Source organism: Butyrivibrio sp. MB2005 (assembly GCF_000424285.1).
Lineage (GTDB): Bacteria > Bacillota > Clostridia > Lachnospirales > Lachnospiraceae > Butyrivibrio.
The window spans coordinates 131,257-148,041 of the sequence record NZ_AUJP01000011.1 but is presented as its reverse complement, the minus strand read 5'-3'; the positions used below and the strand labels follow the sequence as shown (position 1 = coordinate 148,041).

Sequence of the window (16,785 nt, the reverse complement as noted above, 5' to 3'; positions counted from 1 at the left end):
TTTACCTCAGCTTATAAAAATCATTATCCGGAAGCTGTCCGCCAACAGATTTGGGATCCTGTTCAAATAAAGTCTCAAGATATCCTGAAAGGATCTCTCCTGCAGCTTCACCTGTGATGCAAACGATGTTGCAGTTAGAAAGTGCAGCCTTGGCGATCTCCTTTTTCTCGATGATTCCGTATTCAGCAATAAGCTCTGCTGTACGCTCTTCATCGCTTGTGGCAGCAACTACACTTGCAACATGCTCATCTATGAAGTTCTCTACTTCATCAACGTGCTCATCAAGATACTCATTTCTTACAACAGTAACGCCTGTGATAAGCTGTGATCTCTCGGAAAGATTCTCCCACTCATCCGCAAGACTGAATGCAATCTTTACATTCTCATTTTTAATCAAAAGAGATGTCACGAAGGGCTGCGGAAGAACTGCAATACTTGTAGGATCATTTTCAAGTACAGCTGCAACCTCAGTAGCCTCTGACTTAAAATCAAGAGTGCAGTCAGTTACTTCATTTTTATCAAGAAGATATCTGATGGAATACTCAGGTGTTGCACCCTGACCGGTTGTAATAACTGTCTTACCTGCAAGATCTGCTACAGTTTTTACAGATTCATCTCCTGTTACGCAGTACAAAACGCCCAGTGTATTGATATCAACAAAGCTTATTCCGCCCTCTGTTTTATTATAAAGAACTGATGCCAGGTTGGCAGGAAGAAGTGCTATATCAAGATCTCCGGCCACCAGCTTGGATGCCAGTTCATCGGGCTGAGTAGCCATCTCGAACTCATAATTACCGGTAGTCTTGCCCTCCTCAGAATCCTTCATCATATTTACAATGCCCATGGTTGTGGGGCCTTTAAGAGACCCTATTCTGAGAAGCTCAAAGCTTCTGCCATCATCTGCTATCTCTTCTTCAGCTACTTCTGTAGCCTCTTCTTCTGTAGCCTCTGCTACCTCTTCTTCAGATACCTCTGTAGCAGCATCAGAAACTTCGCTCTCTTCTGACTCCTGCGCCGGCTCCTCAGTAGCCTCAACTTCAGCTACCTGCTCTGTAGCATCAGATTCAGATGCAGTATCTCCCGCAGAGCCGCAGCCTGCCAAAGTAGCTACTGTAAGCGCAGTTACACACAGCATAGATAAAATTCTTTTTTTCATAAAATCCTCCTAATGTAGTTCATATCCAAAGCCTCAAAAGAACTTCACAAAGTTCGCCATATCCTCTCCGGACATAAGCTAAAATATTATATCACAGAAATGTGATTTCTTATTTAAAAATTGAATATTATCTCATATAATGATAATTACTGATAAATCGATAAACTAAGAAATTGGGGAGGTTCACTTAATGGGGAAAAAATCCATAAAAGAAAACAAAAATATCTTTTTCGAAAGTCGTGAGGAAGCCGGACTTACAAGAGCACAGGCCAGCGAAATCCTCGGAACTATAAGCGAAAGCAGACTTGAGAAAATGGAAACCGGTAAGACAACCATCTACCCCGAAGATGTTGTTGAAATGGCAAGAGCATATAAAAAGCCCGGTCTTTGCAATTATTACTGCACACATGAATGCCGTATTGGTAAGGATTCAGTTCCTGAAGTAAAGGAATCCACACTTTCAGAGATAGTTCTTGGAATGCTCTCTTCTCTTAATGCCCTTGAGAGACAGCGCGAGAGACTTATTGATATCACTGCAGACGGTGTAATCTCAGATGATGAGCTTGATGATTTTGTAGATATTCAGAAACAGCTTGAAAATATCGATATGACCGTTGAATCCTTAAAGCTCTGGGTAGCAGGTACCATCGCAGAGGGCAAGATCAATAAGGAAAAGCTTGAGGCCCTAAAAAAATAAATTTCACAAAATCACGAAACCCGCATCAAATGCGGGTTTCTTTTATTCTATCAATAAATTCTATTATTCATAGCACTTTATAAGCTCAGCGATTTCATTTTTAAATCTCTCTGTTACTTCAGAAGGACCTATGATCTTAACATCTCTTCCAAGAGCAAATATCCACCCAAGGAACTGATCACTTACTGCCACCTCTACTCTGGTCTGGGACCATCCTTCTTTTTTGGCACTTATGATGTGAATATCCTTGCCGAATCTGTCAAGGAATACTCCCACAAGCTTATTATTGAATTCAATATCAACCTCTGTGGTCTTTCCTCCAAACATTCCAAAATTCATTTTGGAATATGAAGCCATATCCAGATCCTTAAACTGCTCGGCGCCATCTCTTTTAACATCAAGGAGTTTAATACTCCTCATCTTATCTACACGATAGTGCTTAATCTTCTCATCCACTGAATCAAAAGCGATCAGGTAATAATTCTCATCATCAAAGGTAAGTGCCCATGGACTTACTTCGTAGCGGCCTTCCTTTCTCGGCACCATCTCCTTTTTCACATTCCACTGAAGGTACTCGAAGGTGATCTTGGAGTTACTGCTGATGGCCTTGTGAATATCATCCACCACGTAGTAAATACTCTCATTCATGGCTTTGATTCTGCCCTGAACCACAACCTGTCTCTGAAGCTGAGCCGCCTCATGAACACTTACAAGATCCATGAGCTTTTTGATAAGAGCTCTGGATTTTTTCTCGGTTATGAATTTGGATACCTGAATTGAATCCACAAGGAGCTTAAGTTCAGGTAATTCAAACTTTTTGGTCCCCACATGATAAAGGGTATTTCTGCCCTCCTGTTCCTTAAGCACCTCAATGCCAAGATCTTCTAAGGTCTTGATATCTTCGTAGAGGCTCTTTCTCTCTGCAGATACATCATATTTGGCAAGCTCTTCTATAATCTCAGGCATAGTAAGATAATGATTGTCATCTGTTTTCTCCACCATGAGTTTTGCTAGATAATAGAGCTTAAGCTTCTGGTTTGTTCCCTTTGGCATTGTATGAGACCTCCAAGCTGATATAATTAAATAGACTAAATTCATTATAAAAAACTACCAATAAGGAGTCAAAGCAAATGAGCGCTGATTTTGAGCAAAATGTAAGGAATAAGTACAAGGAAATCACCAAGACTCTCATAGATAAAAATACAAGCATAACCACCATGGAAAGCATCACATCCGGGCAGATCGCATCTCTTATCACCGACACAGAAGGAGCCTCAGCCATTTTAAAGGGCGCCTTTGTAACCTATAGTAATGAAGCCAAAATCATGCAGGGCGTACCGGCCGAAGTAATAGAAAAATACGGCGTATATTCCGAAGAAGTTGCAATTTTCATGGCTATGGAATGCAGAAAAGCTTATAGCGCTGACATAGGAATCGGCATAACCGGATCTGCAGGCAACGTTGATCCCGCCAATAATGACAGTGTCCCCGGAGAAGTGTATTTTGCAATTGACTGCGATAAAAAAACGCGCTCCTTCAAGGCAGAACTTCCGCCCATGGAAACGCGTCTTATGTATAAGCTTGCAGCAGCAGATTTAGTTGCGGACAGACTACTTGAATTACTTCCCAAAATCAATTCGAAGTTTCAATAAAGCTCTGTATATAGTCCGCTGTTTTAGCCAGTTGCTCTTCATTTGTTATTGTGGGAATGCCGTCACCTGACTGTATTCCGTAGCACCCAAAGTAAGAATGAATACCGCCGTCTATAATTACTTCCTCAGAATCGGCAGGCCAGTATTTCTTACTGTTTTCATAGTCCTCTTTATTTATGACACCATCATTAGATGCAAATATGGAAAGAAGTCGCAGATCAGTATCAGAAAAATCTTCCGTAGTATATGATGCACAGAAAATCATTCCGCGATAATTTCTGTCGCCACTCACTTTGGTATTATCAAGATTCTCTTTTAAGTACCTCGAAGCGGCCACACCCCCAAGGGAATGTCCCGCCAGATACCAGTCCAGCTCTTTCGCCCTGCGAATATCCTCGTCATAACCTCTTGTAAGGATATCAGCTGCATTAACCCTGAGAAGAGCCAGATTCTCAGGCATCTTCGGTAAAAGACAGATATACCCTCTTGAACATAGCTCATACATTAGCGGCGCGTAAGCATTATATTCCACCTTACCACCGGGATAGAACATAATAACAGCTTTTGCCTCTGTCTGCTGAGGCAGAAAAACAGCCCCGTTTTTATCAGAATATGAATGAACCTGGTCATCAAGCAAATTCTCAATAGTGCTTATTATCATGCTGTCTGCTCTATAATAATTTGATGTATAAATTTTAAAAGCCACAAGAACGCTAATAACTATCACAACTAAAAAAATAGCTATCCCCAGAAGGCATTTCTTTAATATGCGTTTTGTGCGACTCTTCTTTTCTTCCGTTTCCTTTGTCATGTTAATTCCTATCTGAATAAATCTGTACAAGTGTTATAATACAAATTAAATCAGGGCATGGCAAGGTCATTTTATGAAAACAAAATCCATCAGAATAATTTCATCCTTAGTAATTGTCATATCGCTGGCTATCCTTATCATATGCAATAAAGATTATACTTATGATAATGACAACCTGCGTGTTTTTTATAATGCTCTAAATGACGATGAAAAAGAAATCTATGAAATGTTCCACGATCTGGTCATCCATAAAAATGAGAAAAACTATCAAAGAGTTCTGACTCTTCCACTTACTACATACTATGAAAAAGGCGCATCATATTACTGGAACATCTACTATGCCATGTGCTATGACCACCCTGAGTACTTTTTCTTATTGACGGGCAGTGAGCCCCGTATCACATCTTCCAAAGAAAAAGCGGACAAAACCGTTACGATCACTTATTATCTGAGAAAAGCTCCTGCCGGCGAAGACAGTATGATAGCTGAATTCGAAGAAGCTGCGGATAACTTCTTAAAAGACATAGATCTGTCAGCTCCTAAAAAAGAAATAGAGCTTGAAATACACGATAAGCTAATTGACCTTGTAACCTACGACTACGAGCTTAATTCCCTGGATGCTGCAGAGAAGGCAGGTGCCCTTGGTTCAACTGCCTACGGAGCGCTGGTACGGGGTGATGACGGAACAAGTAATCACGCAATATGCGGCGGCTATGCCCTTGCTTTCGAATACCTTTGTCAAAGGGCCGGCATACCCTGCGGCTATGTCACAGGTATCGCAAATCCTGATGCCGATGATCCTGAAAGCTCCGGTTTTCATGCCTGGAATATTGTATATATTGATAATAACTGGTACGAAGTGGACACCACCTGGGACGATTTTGATATGGATTACAAAATTGAGAGCCCTGATCTAAGATCAAAAATGCTTGCCGATGACAATACCATGTATGCTCTTCGCCATCATTTTTACAATATTAATCCCGCAGAGATGAGGAATCTTCCTGAAAGTGACGATACGGTTTTCACTATACCTGTTGATGTAAAGGTAAATCCCAGGCACGATTCATATCATCTACGGGGAACCTATGAGCTTGACAAAACAGATAATATCTCCATGTTCCTTAATTCCCTCTTGCCGTGACATACAAAAAGCAAAAGCATTTTTTGATAATGGCACGCTAATTCTTGCTGCAAAGCCAAAGCTATGTAATAATTGTTATGTTGTGCACAGCCGCGCAGCGTGAAATTGTCAGCGCTGATATTCATCACATTCTCGGCGTTGAAGAACAGGAAGGTATTTCTTTTGGCACTTATACTAATCAATCAGATCATCACTATGTTCATCTTATCCGGCATTGGTTTTATTCTTTTCAAAGCCGGCAAGCTCACCCTCGAAGGCAGCAAGAATATCGGTAATATCCTCATATTCTTATCACTGCCCTGCGTTATTATTAACGGATTCAGAGTTGAGAGAACTCCCGAGCGTATCACAGGATTTCTTCTGAGCATCCTGGCTGCGGTTGTAGCTCTTCTCATTGCAATAGCTATTTCAAAGCTCTTTTTCAAAAATGATGAGATCGCCGCATTTTCAGCATCCTTTTCTAATCCCGGATTCTTTGGCGTTCCCCTTATTGTGGCATCAATGAGTAACGGCGCTGTGTTCTATATCGCATCATTTATTGCATGCATAAATATTCTTCAGTGGTCCTACGGTGTATCTCTTCTGACCCACGGTAAGTCAGGATTTACCGTTAAAAACCTGCTGAAGGCGCCTTTTGTCTATGCCACAATAATAGGTATTGTATTATTCCTGACTCAGCTTCAGCTTCCGACTATCATCGATAAATGCATAGGCTTTTTGGCAGGACTCAATACACCTCTTGCCATGTTCACTATTGGTATCTATCTTGCTCAGGTGGATATTGTAGACATGCTAAAAAGAAAAAGTGTTTATGTTACCGCTTTGGTAAGACTTGTGATAATTCCTCTTGTTACACTGGCTGCACTGTGGGCTATTCCTTCATCTCTTACAGAAATGAAAATTGCTGTACTCATAGCATCTGCCTGCCCCGTAGGTTCAAACGTAGCTGTCTATGCACAGCTTCACAATTCAGACTATGGCTATGCAGTAGAGGAAGTCGTGATTTCAACACTTCTCTCCGTAATCTCCATTCCGCTTATCGTATATCTTGGAGAGATGCTCTTTGCCATCTAATAAAAGCTCAAAGCATACGCATTTTGGCTCACATAAAGAAACAGCGTCGGTGATTTACTGGCGCTGTTTTACGTTATATGTATTATTCATTTTAAAATCATAATCCCGGGTATTATTCTACTGTTTCAGCTGTAGTACCGTTCTTAGAAGCATAATAGTCTTCGAAAAGCTTATTAGCTGCTGCTAATGTATCCTTACTGATATCCGGCAGATCTCTGCCCCATTCCTTTGTAGCAAGCTTGAAGCCCTTCTCCATGGCCGCCTGCATCTCTTTCATCTTATCTACATCATCTCCAGCAAGAGCTGATGCAAAATCGAACAGTCTCTGAGATGTCTGTTTTACGCCATAGTAACCATCCTCAGAAATATCCTCCTGAGCCTGAGCCTTTGTTGCAGCATCAACTGTGAAGTCGCCGCTTGCCAATATCTTCCAGATGCTGTCGCCTGTAGCAGTACCATAAGCGCCAACCTGACCTGTAAGTGTCTGGCGTACGATATTAAGGAGCTGCTGCTCTCTCTGCTCTGCATCTGCCTTAAGCTGATTTACGATAGCTGTTCTGTCCTGCTTGTTCATGCGGTTAATGCTATACAGATTGTCGCCTGTATTCATTCCTTTTTCATAAACAACGCCGGATTCCTTCTTCGCAGCTTCTTCCTTTGCGCTCTCTTCAGCTTTGGGATTTTCTTTTACTTTCTCGTCTGACTTTATCTGTTCCTGAACCACATTCTGCGCTGTAACAGCAGAAGCGTTACCGATTCCACCTACTTCCAATGACATCTTATACACCTCCTTGCTCTTTCTTAATAACCAGTTTGTGCAGATTTTCTCCCCCCGTCTGATCTTCCTGCCATGCATATGATCTGCCCTCCATATCCATATTTGGAAAATCCGCACAACATAAAGGGACTCCATTCCCTTCTTTAGTCTATTATCGGATATTTTAGCCAAAAATTGACCCCTTTTAACAAAGATTTAATAAAAAAATAATAGATTCCTGCTTTTCCTCTAAAGTCATTCTAAACCAGGTCCTCGCAAAACTTTTTTCACAAAAACATGAAACAAAAATATGAAATAAAAACGGCTCAAACGAGCATGTCGTTTGAGCCTTACTATAGACATTATAAAATATCAGTTTCTGGCATTCGCAAGTACATGAACTGAAAGCTGAATCTTGGGATTCTTCTTATTCTGAACAAGTACACTTACCTGAGTCACCTTTCCAAGATCAATTGTTTTGCCATTCTTATAGTTCTTTCCTTTTTTTGTGTTGTAGTTGTAAGTAAAGAGACCTGTAACCTTCCAATCACCCTTAGCTACAGCAGAAACCTTTGCTTTTCCTGAAAGATAATCGCTGGTATTTGAATGTTCGCCAAGTTTTCCTGCATATTCCTTATTACCAATCTTAAATGACTTCAAGGGATTCTTATATTTTACAACATGCACATTCATTCCTGATGTATAGGTCTTGTTACCACGCTTGACAACTACTGTAACCTTGGTATTTCCGGTCTTCTTAGGTACTACTCTAAGAGCCGGTAATCCGGTATCGTAAGCTTCAGCTGCTTCGGCAGTTGCAACCTTCGCATTGGAGCTCTTGGCCTTTATGATCCTGTCTCCCTTTTTTACATAGGTAATAGGATACAGTGATGATGACTGTCTGCCTTTCTCCAGCCACATTGAACTTTCCTTATAAGTTAAACCGGGGTTCTTGGATGCCGCCTTAGCACCTGTTGTGCTGAATACAAATACCAAAAATGCAGTCAGCATGATAAATAATGACTTCTTCAGAACACTTAATACTTTTCCTTCTTTCATATCCTCTCTCCTTTAGCATAAAAGTATTTCGTTTATCTATACACTGTAGCAAATACAGTATACGAGTCCATTATATGATATACGAATTGCTCCGTTTCTTCGAAACTCTCGCAATTCTACAAATATTCGGAAACCGCTAATTTACTGCGTAAATTGCTAATTCCTCATATTTGTTCGGGTCATAAAGTCAAACTGCTTAACATGCAAGCATGTACGCATTTTTGACTTTTGACACCTATATCATTATATATCAATATTGCATTTTTATCTCTACTTTTATAGGCGGTTTAACCAGTGATTTAAATGTCTCAGCATCTGATTTTTTGCCGACGATACTTCCATAATGTGTAGGTATCGCAACTTCCGGTCTCAGGATATTTATAAGCTCAGCCGCCTTCTTGGCATCCATTGTATAGGTACCGCCGATGGGAACAAGAGCTATATCACATCTGACCTTCTGCGCCTCCTTGGTAAGGCTGGTATCTCCGGCCACATAGATTCTCTTGTGATCAACTCTGAAAACATAACCAACAAATCCCGCTGACTTGGGATGATATGGCTTAATATTGTTATAAGCAGGAATTGTCTCAAATTCCAGTCCATCCACTTCTTTGTAAATACCGGGTTTAACCACAATAAGCCTATCCTGGTCATGAACAAGCACATTGGCCAGCTTGCCAATCTTCTCAGGAACTATGAGAATAGTACTGTTCTTTCTAACTTTTTTGATGTCATCATTGGAAAAGTGATCGCTGTGATCATGAGTAATAAAAATGTAATCAGCATCGTGAGGCTCGTCCTTCATCTGAAAAGGATCAACGTAGATAACGCCGTGCCTTGTCTGAATACGAATGCTGCTCTGAGTAAAAACCTGTATATTTTCTGTCATAAAACCTTCATACCCCTCTTTGTTACTTCGTAGCGTTATGAAGTAAACACTACAAGAGGTATTTTATCACATGTTAAGCCACAAGATAAGGGGGTTATTTAACATCTATGAAGATTACACGTCACATTCAAGCTGTTCCGCTTCAAAGCCCACTGAAATGCCCTGGATTCCATCTCTCTTCCATGCAGCAAGAACTCTCATTACAGGGATCGTGTATTTCTCCACATCCACCTTCATGATAAGCATTATTACCTGATTGTGATTATGCTTTAAAACTACATCGCTGCTTCGAAGATTAGAAGTTGCTACATCCATGAATTTCTCTGTAGCATCGGACAGCTCCTGTCCTTCGCTTCCAGTAAGTGTAAAGATAACCATCCTGGTATCAACCTGGTAATTGGAAATCAGTCTCACCATAAATCTGTATACAGTCTTAAAGCTGTCGGTATCAGTTACAAAAGCTCCTCGTGACTGATTTCTTTCTCCGAATATCATTTTCAGATTCCTGAAATCACTGATAGCCGCTTCAGACTCAGTATCGGAATCCTTCTCATAGAAATGCGTGCAATGCTTGCCTTCCTGCTTTGCCTTATAAAGTGCAGCATCTGCTTTTGAGAAAACAGTAATATAGTCCTGGCTAAGGTCCCAGACCTTGGTGGCACCGCAAGAACAGCCAAGAGGAATGTTCATATCCTGGCCCATGTAAGTCCTTGCTGCCTCTAACAATTTTTCATTATAAATATCCACCTTCTGCTCTATTGCAGTTATGTCAAAAAGATTTTCACAGAAAACAACGAACTCATCACCACCGATTCTTCCGGCGATATCATTCGCACGAATAGATGACTTTATAAGCTCTGAAAAGACAATCAATATTCTATCGCCCATCTCATGACCATGGATATCGTTAATAAGCTTGAAGCTGTCAAGATCAAGCACCAGAAGCATGCCACGCTTTTTACTGACAATGTCTCCAAGAATCCTCTCAGTTGTGGCTTTATTATAAAGTCCCGTCATGGCATCCAGCTGAGCTTCTTTTCGAAGACGATTGTTCTCATCGACATTATCGAGAACTCTCTCTATACGCTTAAGAAGAACCTCGGCTTTTATGGGCTTTCTGATATAATCAGCCGCACCAAGATCAAACCCTCTGCTTTCACTCTCATCACTTTCATCTGAAGTAATGAAAATAAAGGGCGTATCAGCATCACTCCTTGAGTGAATCGTACTCTGGAGCTCGTATCCGGACATTTCCGGCATGCGAAGATCCGTAAGAACCAGATCGGGCTGATCCTTAAAGTAAAGGTCAACCGCCTCCGCGCCGGAATGCGCAAGAATGGTCTCATAATAGCTACCAAGAGCACGTTCCGCAAGCATTAGCATTATTTCTTCATCATCAACAATTAAAATTTTTTTCATATACTTAACCGTTATGATTGATCTGCTTAAATTCAAATTATTTCGTATAGATATTATTCATTTTGTATTCCTGATATCATATTTCTTCTAGTTTATAGTACCATATTAAGTAAATTGCTTTTGTTAAAATTGTATAAATCAATTCTAATAAACTTCTCAAAATAAGCCGAAAAAAAGCAGCTCTATGATCAGTCGACCACAGAGCTGTTTCCATCAATTTCAAATCTTAAATTATCTCCAGAGTGTCCAGAGGAATACATAAGCGCCGATTACAGCAGCAAGTGTGAAAGGAATACCGATTCTGGTGAAATCCTTAAAGCTTACTTCATAACCTTCTTTTCTGAGCATTCCTACGCCTGCAATATTGCAGCTTGCTCCAACGGGAGTAATGTTTCCTCCAAGTGTTGCTCCGCACAGAAGGCCAAAGTACAGAAGGCAGGGATTAACTCCGAGAGTTGCTGTAACGGATTTAAGGATGGGAAGCATTGTTGCAACATAGGGAATGTTGTCGATGAATGCAGATATAAGCACTGATCCCCAAACAACTATTGTGAACAGTGCAAACAGGTTATTGCCGCCAACTGTTACGATGAGGTTTGCAAGATCGTTTACAAGACCTACGTTCTTAACTCCGCCAATTACCATAAAGAGGCCTGTAAGAAGGAGAACTGTATCGTAGTCAAGGCTCTTAACAACTCTCTTAATTCTCTCAGCATCGTGATCCTTAAAGTACTCCCAAACCATACCGATAAGTGAGCAGATAAGGCAGATCATACCGTTTGTGATCTCGGGCTTTTCAGGAATAAATGAAGCAGCCATAAGAAGCACTACATGAGCAACCATCATGATTGTAGGAACATAGTCTTTTACTACTGTCTTCTCTGTTGCTTCAACGGGCTCCTTATCCTTTCTGAATAAGAACATCATGATCGGAACCGTAAGAAGTGCACCAAGCTCAACTGCAAAGAAAATTCCAAGGCGTCCGTCCATCCAGAAGAAATCATTGAAGTCCATGTTGGCGTACTCTTTTGCAGCCAGCATGATGGATGTGGTATCACCAACCAGTGTTGCAGCTCCCTGAAGGTTTGATGAAACTGCGATAGAAATGATCATGGGTACAGGATTGATCTTAAGCTTTTTACAAATAGCAAGACCAACGGGCGCTACCATGAGAAGTGTTGCCACGTTATCGATAAATGCAGATATCAGGCCTGAGAAAAGGGACATGAATATGGTAACCCACATAACGTTAGGAGCCAGATCCATAAGCTTTTCAGCGATAAGATTGGGCATCTTGGATTCGATAAAGTAGTCAACAAGAAGGAGCGTTCCAAATATCATTAAAAGTACGTTCCAGTCAACTGCTGTTCCAATCTGAGAAACAGGAAGAATTCCTGTAGCCACATAGATAGCAGCAACGATCAGTGCAGTAACTGCTCTTCTCTTGGGAAAAGCTATAAGGCACACATACATTGACACAAATAAGATGATTGCAAGTGTTTTCATTTTCATTGTCCTTTCAGTTTTAGGGTGAAATTGTTATCAGCTACGCATCTCACGAAGTGCTTTTTTTATCTTACGGATAAAATAGGATTTCGCTCGCGAAATCCTGGCGCGCGAGCGGTATTGCGAAGCAATAAACTTCATTTCCGCGAGCTGCGCATCCTCACGAAGTGTTTTTTTATCATATAGGAAATCCAGAGGAATTTCCTATATGATAAAAAAAGACCTTCGCTGCATTGCATTTGCAGCGAAAGTCTCGTTAATTACAGCGTATCCGGGGATGAATCCCGTACTGACGAATATGCAACATGCCAAAGCATGATAACTACTCCCTTTCACTAAAAAATAAAATAACAGATTTAGAATTTAGTGTCAATTCATAATACTGCGCATGATCAGATGAAAATTCGTCAGTAAATTGTTTTTTACATGTTCTCACTTAAGTATATCGAAACTCTGCTCTGGATTATATCTGCAACCTCTTCGGCAGTCTTTTGTCCTTCGAAGAAGGCGCCAACCTCTTCTTCGATTATCTCAGAGATCTTGTCATTGGACTGATCAACCTTATCAACAGATTTAATAAAGGAAGCCAGACCTTCTGCTTCTTCTTTTGAGAGCTCATCTATCTTGATCTCAATATCACCTATTCCGTAGTAGCTCTCAGACAGCTCCTTCTTACCTTCAGCATTAATAAAGAAAGGCGGTTCCTGAGCGAGGCTGCACATCTCATCAAAGGCCTTATTACTGATAGGGAAGCCCCACTTTCTATCCTTCACAGTATCCTGGAAATCATCAGACAAAAACTGCTTAATGAACTCCCAGCATATTTCCTTATTGGCACAGCTGGTACTCATTGCAAGCTGCTGCAAAGGAACTATATAAGATTCTCCGCCATCATCTGTGGGATATCCGTTGTACACTATTTCCTCACCAAAATATCCTCTTGTTGAAACCTGAAAATCCTCAAAGGATGACAGGTACTCACTTCTAAGAAGGGCCTTCTTTTCACGGTACATGGTCTCATACTGTGAGTAGTCATAGTCCTCAGCCTCAGTAGCAGGAAGCTCCTTAATATATTCAAGAAGCTTTATGAATGCAGGATTTTTAAAATCACAGGTTCCTTTTTCATAGTCAATGAAGCAGCTTCCGCATCTTGAGTAGTACATATATCCATAATCTCTTGTGCTGTAGCCCATCATCATTGTAGGATCGATGTTGTTTTTTTCGCAGATGTCCCTGAAATTATTAAGGGTCACCTTTTCATCACCAACCATACTCTTAGCAGCGCTCATTGTATCTATATAGAAGCTTGGTATGATCATGTAAAGCTTATCATCTCTTTTGCATGCATCCATAATATTGGGAAGATAATTATCAAGGGAGATATCGGGGTCCTTCTCAATATAGGAATCAAGAGGTTCTATAAGTCCTTTATTTATATAGCTCTCGTAGGGAATATAGGAACTAAGAACAAATATATCAGGCGTATTTCCGCTGGTAACATCAAGGTTAAAGGCCTCCGTTACCTTCTCAAGGCCTTCCATATCGTCACTGTAGGTATCGCTAAAATAATCCTTTATTTTGATGCAGTAATCATCATGAAGCTGATTGAATTTAACCACCTGTTTTCTTACATCATCATTGATAAAAACTGTACCAAGAACTAATACTTCCTTATCCTTGATATCCTCCGGGGCAACCTTGGTAAGTTCATAGAGCCCCATATCATCACTACCCATGGAGGCATAAACTACAAGATTGCCATTGTCTTTTTCATAGATGTATCTTATGTACTCTATAAGCAGATCCGAAGCTGTGAGATCGCAGATCTTGGTAGGCTCAGTATCTCCAAGGTTGTATGCCATTATGGCATCACTATTCATGTAGTAAACATCAAAGCTTTTGCCGGGATTTAGCTGATCCCCACCATAAACACCCTCAGGATAAGCATTTTCTATTTTATTAAAGACTTTAGCAGCCTTATCGAACTTTGATATCCTATAGTTCCAGTCTTCATCGTTGTCCTGAAGGTAGAGTTCTCCGTCTCTTAAAACAAAGAGGGATCTCTCATAATAATACTCTTCCTCATTACCGGAGCGTTTGCCATATTCAAGCATCTCTCCATCTCCGGTTTCAGGATTATAGATAGCAAAGCCTGACTGAGACGCAGTAACTACTCCAACATCCTTAACATAAACTAAGCTGTTGAGATTGCTGCTCTTATCCTCTTCTACAAGCTTTTTCTCCCAAAGCACCTCCCCCGAAGGAGCAACCTTAACTATAAGAGTGTTGTTTTCTACGGTATATTCTTCGTCGGATTCAGATTCTTCTGATATCACGTCATCATCCTGACTTTCAGAGTCCTCTGCTGTCTCATTTGAAGAATCTTCAGGATTCTCAGAAGCCTCTGTGCTTTCTGCAGACTCTTCTGATTTCTCTGTATCATCACCAATTTCTACAGTTCCGCTGACATCACCATCTGCATCTTCAACATTTTCTTCATCGTCAAATGATTCCTGATACTCGTTTTTGGTGACGTAAATATTCTCAGCATCATCGCACGCAATGTTGCCATAGTAACAATCCGCCGATGACTCTAACTTTACAAAATCCTCGGCTGTCCCATCCTTAAGGCTAACCCTCTTAACGGAACATTCTGTGACTACACCGTATTCAGATGTAAGTATATAAATATAATCGCCGTTTCTGCAAAAACTCTCAATATTTCTTTCATTTGAAATTGCATCATCTACGGTACTGAGGCTATATACGTAGTTTTTATCATCTTCGCTGATAGTCTTTTTTTCTTTGTTTATGACCGGTTCATCCTTTTTACCACAGCCGGCGCCAAAAACCATACAAAAGCAAAGCAGTGCTGCCACTCCCCTTTTAATATTTCCTTTTCTCATCCCTTTTCCCTTTCAACTTCCCTTAATACTCATATTTATGAGTTAAATCAAACATCCTCTTCCTCATAACAAAAGCCCTTTTCAACACCTCTCTTTGCTTCCCCAAGCAGCTGGATAAGGAGCCTTACAAGACCTGTTATAACAAGGTAACTGCCTACTGTTATAGATTTCCTGATGGACAAATTCATAGGCGATGTAAACATTATTATGCCAACATTCAGCGCAATTACCGCAACGAATATCATCCAAAATCTGGCCAGCAGAGACATGGTCTTCCTGTTTTTTATTACATACCTGACACTTGTAGCGGCAAGTGCCAAAAAGGCTACTGCCACAAGAACATTGGTCCAGGTTGGAATCCTCTCAAGATTCGAAAGAAGGAACACCATAAAGCACATGATGACCATCCAAAATATCATCCTGCCACGTTTCAGTACGCCGTTTTCTTCTCTCATTCCGGACTTTATAAGAAAGCTTCCGCTCCAGATAATACCAACAAAAGCAATAAGAGCGCCAAGCAGGTTATATACATTCTCCGGAATTGCAAAAAACAAAAGTCCCAAAAGAATCAAACTAATACTGATAATACCCTGCTGGGATTTTATTGTTTCCACAAATCTAAGCTTTTCAAATCTGCCCCAAAAGGTACTTATAAACTTTCCAAATACAATCTTGGTCTTACTCTCTGAATTAGCCATGGACAAAAGAATTGTCCCAAAGCCATGCATTCCGCCATCCTGAATATCCTGAATACTGGTAGCTCCGCCTGCTTTTAAAGAATCGAAAATATCCTTGGTAAAAATCTCACGCTGCTCCATGGAATTAGACTCAATCCAGTCATCAATTATGCTGTTATACATGACGCTGTTTTCATTGAGGTGCTTTTTTCTCTTGAAATGATTGCCGTCAACCTGCCATGTCATTCCCGTATGCTGGGCAATTCCCTTAGCTTCACTTCCGATAATTATGTGTCTTACATTAGGCTCAAAAAGCATACCAACAATGCAGAACTCAGGTACGATGTGAGTAAGTCTTAATCTTATGTTTTCAAAACGCTCCTCATCCAAAAACTCAGAACATATTCCCGGACCATCATTACTGTAAATTTGCTTTATTCTAATCTGCAACGTATCAGAAATATTCATAGACGCATAAAGAGCAAGATTTCCGCCCTTGGAGTGACCACCTACAAGGAAATCCCCTGAATATTTCTGCATTACATTACTAAGATAATTAAGAGCTTCCTTCTGCGCAGGAATCTCCTGAAAACTGATCATGAAATCCATTCGCCAGTCATCTATGTCGTAGCCTGTTCCGCGATAGGAAACATATCGTCTTCCATCAGGGAGCCTTACTGTCATGGCTGTTACCAGCATATTTTGAGACATATCATTTATGTCCATAAAATCCGACAGCAAAAGATCACTAAAGCGCCTGCTTTTTGCCATATAATAAAGCACCCAGTCGTACTCTATTCTGGACATATATTTGGGATCATGTTTTTCGAAAAATGCAGCTGCAGCATCCTTAACCTTGATGCTGCCACCGCTCATATATTCAGGCACAATACCCTTAAGATCGCTGTATACGACAAGTGACAAAACGAGATTATCAACTTCGTTAAATGGTGATTCATCAAATGTAAGATCGCCGCGCCACTTCAAATAGTTTATTACATTAGCCATAATCAATACCTCCGCCCACATGTTTATTTT

At 40.6% G+C, this 16,785-nt stretch carries 14 protein-coding genes; 4 read left to right on the top strand and 10 right to left on the bottom strand.

Features of this window, described 5'->3' with window-relative positions; translation table 11 throughout:
- Position 1: 1 nt before the first annotated feature.
- The gene (locus G610_RS0107380; protein WP_026524278.1) at positions 2 to 1,156 is read right to left on the bottom strand and encodes an ABC transporter substrate-binding protein; all 1,155 of its coding nucleotides are present in this window, start codon (positions 1,154 to 1,156) and stop codon (positions 2 to 4) included.
- Positions 1,157 to 1,346: 190 nt separating this feature from the next.
- Between G610_RS0107380 and G610_RS0107375 the strand changes: the two genes are divergently transcribed.
- On the top strand, positions 1,347 to 1,853 hold the full coding sequence (locus G610_RS0107375; RefSeq protein WP_026524277.1) for a helix-turn-helix domain-containing protein: 507 nt from the start codon (positions 1,347 to 1,349) through the stop codon (positions 1,851 to 1,853).
- A 63-nt stretch (positions 1,854 to 1,916) separates the two neighbouring features.
- On the opposite strand, the gene G610_RS0107370 is transcribed toward G610_RS0107375, so the two are convergent.
- Positions 1,917 to 2,906, bottom strand: coding sequence for a helix-turn-helix transcriptional regulator (locus tag G610_RS0107370; RefSeq protein ID WP_026524276.1), 990 nt, complete (start codon positions 2,904 to 2,906; stop codon positions 1,917 to 1,919).
- Between the two features lie 77 nt (positions 2,907 to 2,983).
- On the opposite strand from G610_RS0107370, the gene G610_RS0107365 reads away from it, so the two are divergent.
- Positions 2,984 to 3,505 (top strand): CinA family protein, encoded by a 522-nt coding sequence (locus G610_RS0107365; protein ID WP_026524275.1) that lies wholly within the window; start codon positions 2,984 to 2,986, stop codon positions 3,503 to 3,505.
- Here the strand turns inward: G610_RS0107365 and G610_RS0107360 are convergent.
- On the bottom strand, positions 3,486 to 4,316 hold the full coding sequence (locus G610_RS0107360) for an alpha/beta hydrolase (protein ID WP_035797164.1): 831 nt from the start codon (positions 4,314 to 4,316) through the stop codon (positions 3,486 to 3,488). The genes G610_RS0107365 and G610_RS0107360 overlap by 20 nt on opposite strands.
- A 73-nt stretch (positions 4,317 to 4,389) precedes the next feature.
- Between G610_RS0107360 and G610_RS0107355 the strand changes: the two genes are divergently transcribed.
- Complete coding sequence (locus G610_RS0107355; protein ID WP_026524273.1) at positions 4,390 to 5,460, top strand: transglutaminase domain-containing protein; 1,071 nt, start codon at positions 4,390 to 4,392, stop codon at positions 5,458 to 5,460.
- A 162-nt stretch (positions 5,461 to 5,622) separates the two neighbouring features.
- On the top strand, positions 5,623 to 6,534 hold the full coding sequence (locus G610_RS0107350; protein WP_026524272.1) for an AEC family transporter: 912 nt from the start codon (positions 5,623 to 5,625) through the stop codon (positions 6,532 to 6,534).
- A gap of 112 nt (positions 6,535 to 6,646) precedes the next feature.
- On the opposite strand, the gene G610_RS0107345 is transcribed toward G610_RS0107350, so the two are convergent.
- From G610_RS0107345 to G610_RS0107305, 7 genes are all read right to left on the bottom strand, one after another.
- Positions 6,647 to 7,312, bottom strand: coding sequence for a hypothetical protein (locus tag G610_RS0107345; protein ID WP_026524271.1), 666 nt, complete (start codon positions 7,310 to 7,312; stop codon positions 6,647 to 6,649).
- A gap of 351 nt (positions 7,313 to 7,663) precedes the next feature.
- A complete protein-coding gene (locus G610_RS0107335; RefSeq protein ID WP_026524270.1) occupies positions 7,664 to 8,350 on the bottom strand; it encodes a hypothetical protein in 687 nt (228 codons plus the stop codon).
- Positions 8,351 to 8,600: 250 nt separating this feature from the next.
- Positions 8,601 to 9,239 carry an MBL fold metallo-hydrolase gene (locus G610_RS0107330; protein WP_026524269.1) on the bottom strand — a complete coding sequence of 213 codons (639 nt, stop codon included), beginning with the start codon at positions 9,237 to 9,239 and terminating at the stop codon, positions 8,601 to 8,603.
- Positions 9,240 to 9,353: 114 nt separating this feature from the next.
- Positions 9,354 to 10,658: a GGDEF domain-containing response regulator gene (locus G610_RS0107325; protein ID WP_026524268.1), complete on the bottom strand. Its 1,305-nt coding sequence runs from the start codon at positions 10,656 to 10,658 to the stop codon at positions 9,354 to 9,356.
- Between the two features lie 231 nt (positions 10,659 to 10,889).
- Positions 10,890 to 12,164: an SLC13 family permease gene (locus G610_RS0107320; RefSeq protein WP_026524267.1), complete on the bottom strand. Its 1,275-nt coding sequence runs from the start codon at positions 12,162 to 12,164 to the stop codon at positions 10,890 to 10,892.
- A 422-nt stretch (positions 12,165 to 12,586) separates the two neighbouring features.
- Positions 12,587 to 15,070 carry an ABC transporter substrate-binding protein gene (locus tag G610_RS0107310; protein WP_026524266.1) on the bottom strand — a complete coding sequence of 828 codons (2,484 nt, stop codon included), beginning with the start codon at positions 15,068 to 15,070 and terminating at the stop codon, positions 12,587 to 12,589.
- A gap of 47 nt (positions 15,071 to 15,117) precedes the next feature.
- Positions 15,118 to 16,755 (bottom strand): Mbeg1-like protein, encoded by a 1,638-nt coding sequence (locus tag G610_RS0107305; protein WP_026524265.1) that lies wholly within the window; start codon positions 16,753 to 16,755, stop codon positions 15,118 to 15,120.
- Between the last annotated feature and the right edge of the window lie 30 nt (positions 16,756 to 16,785).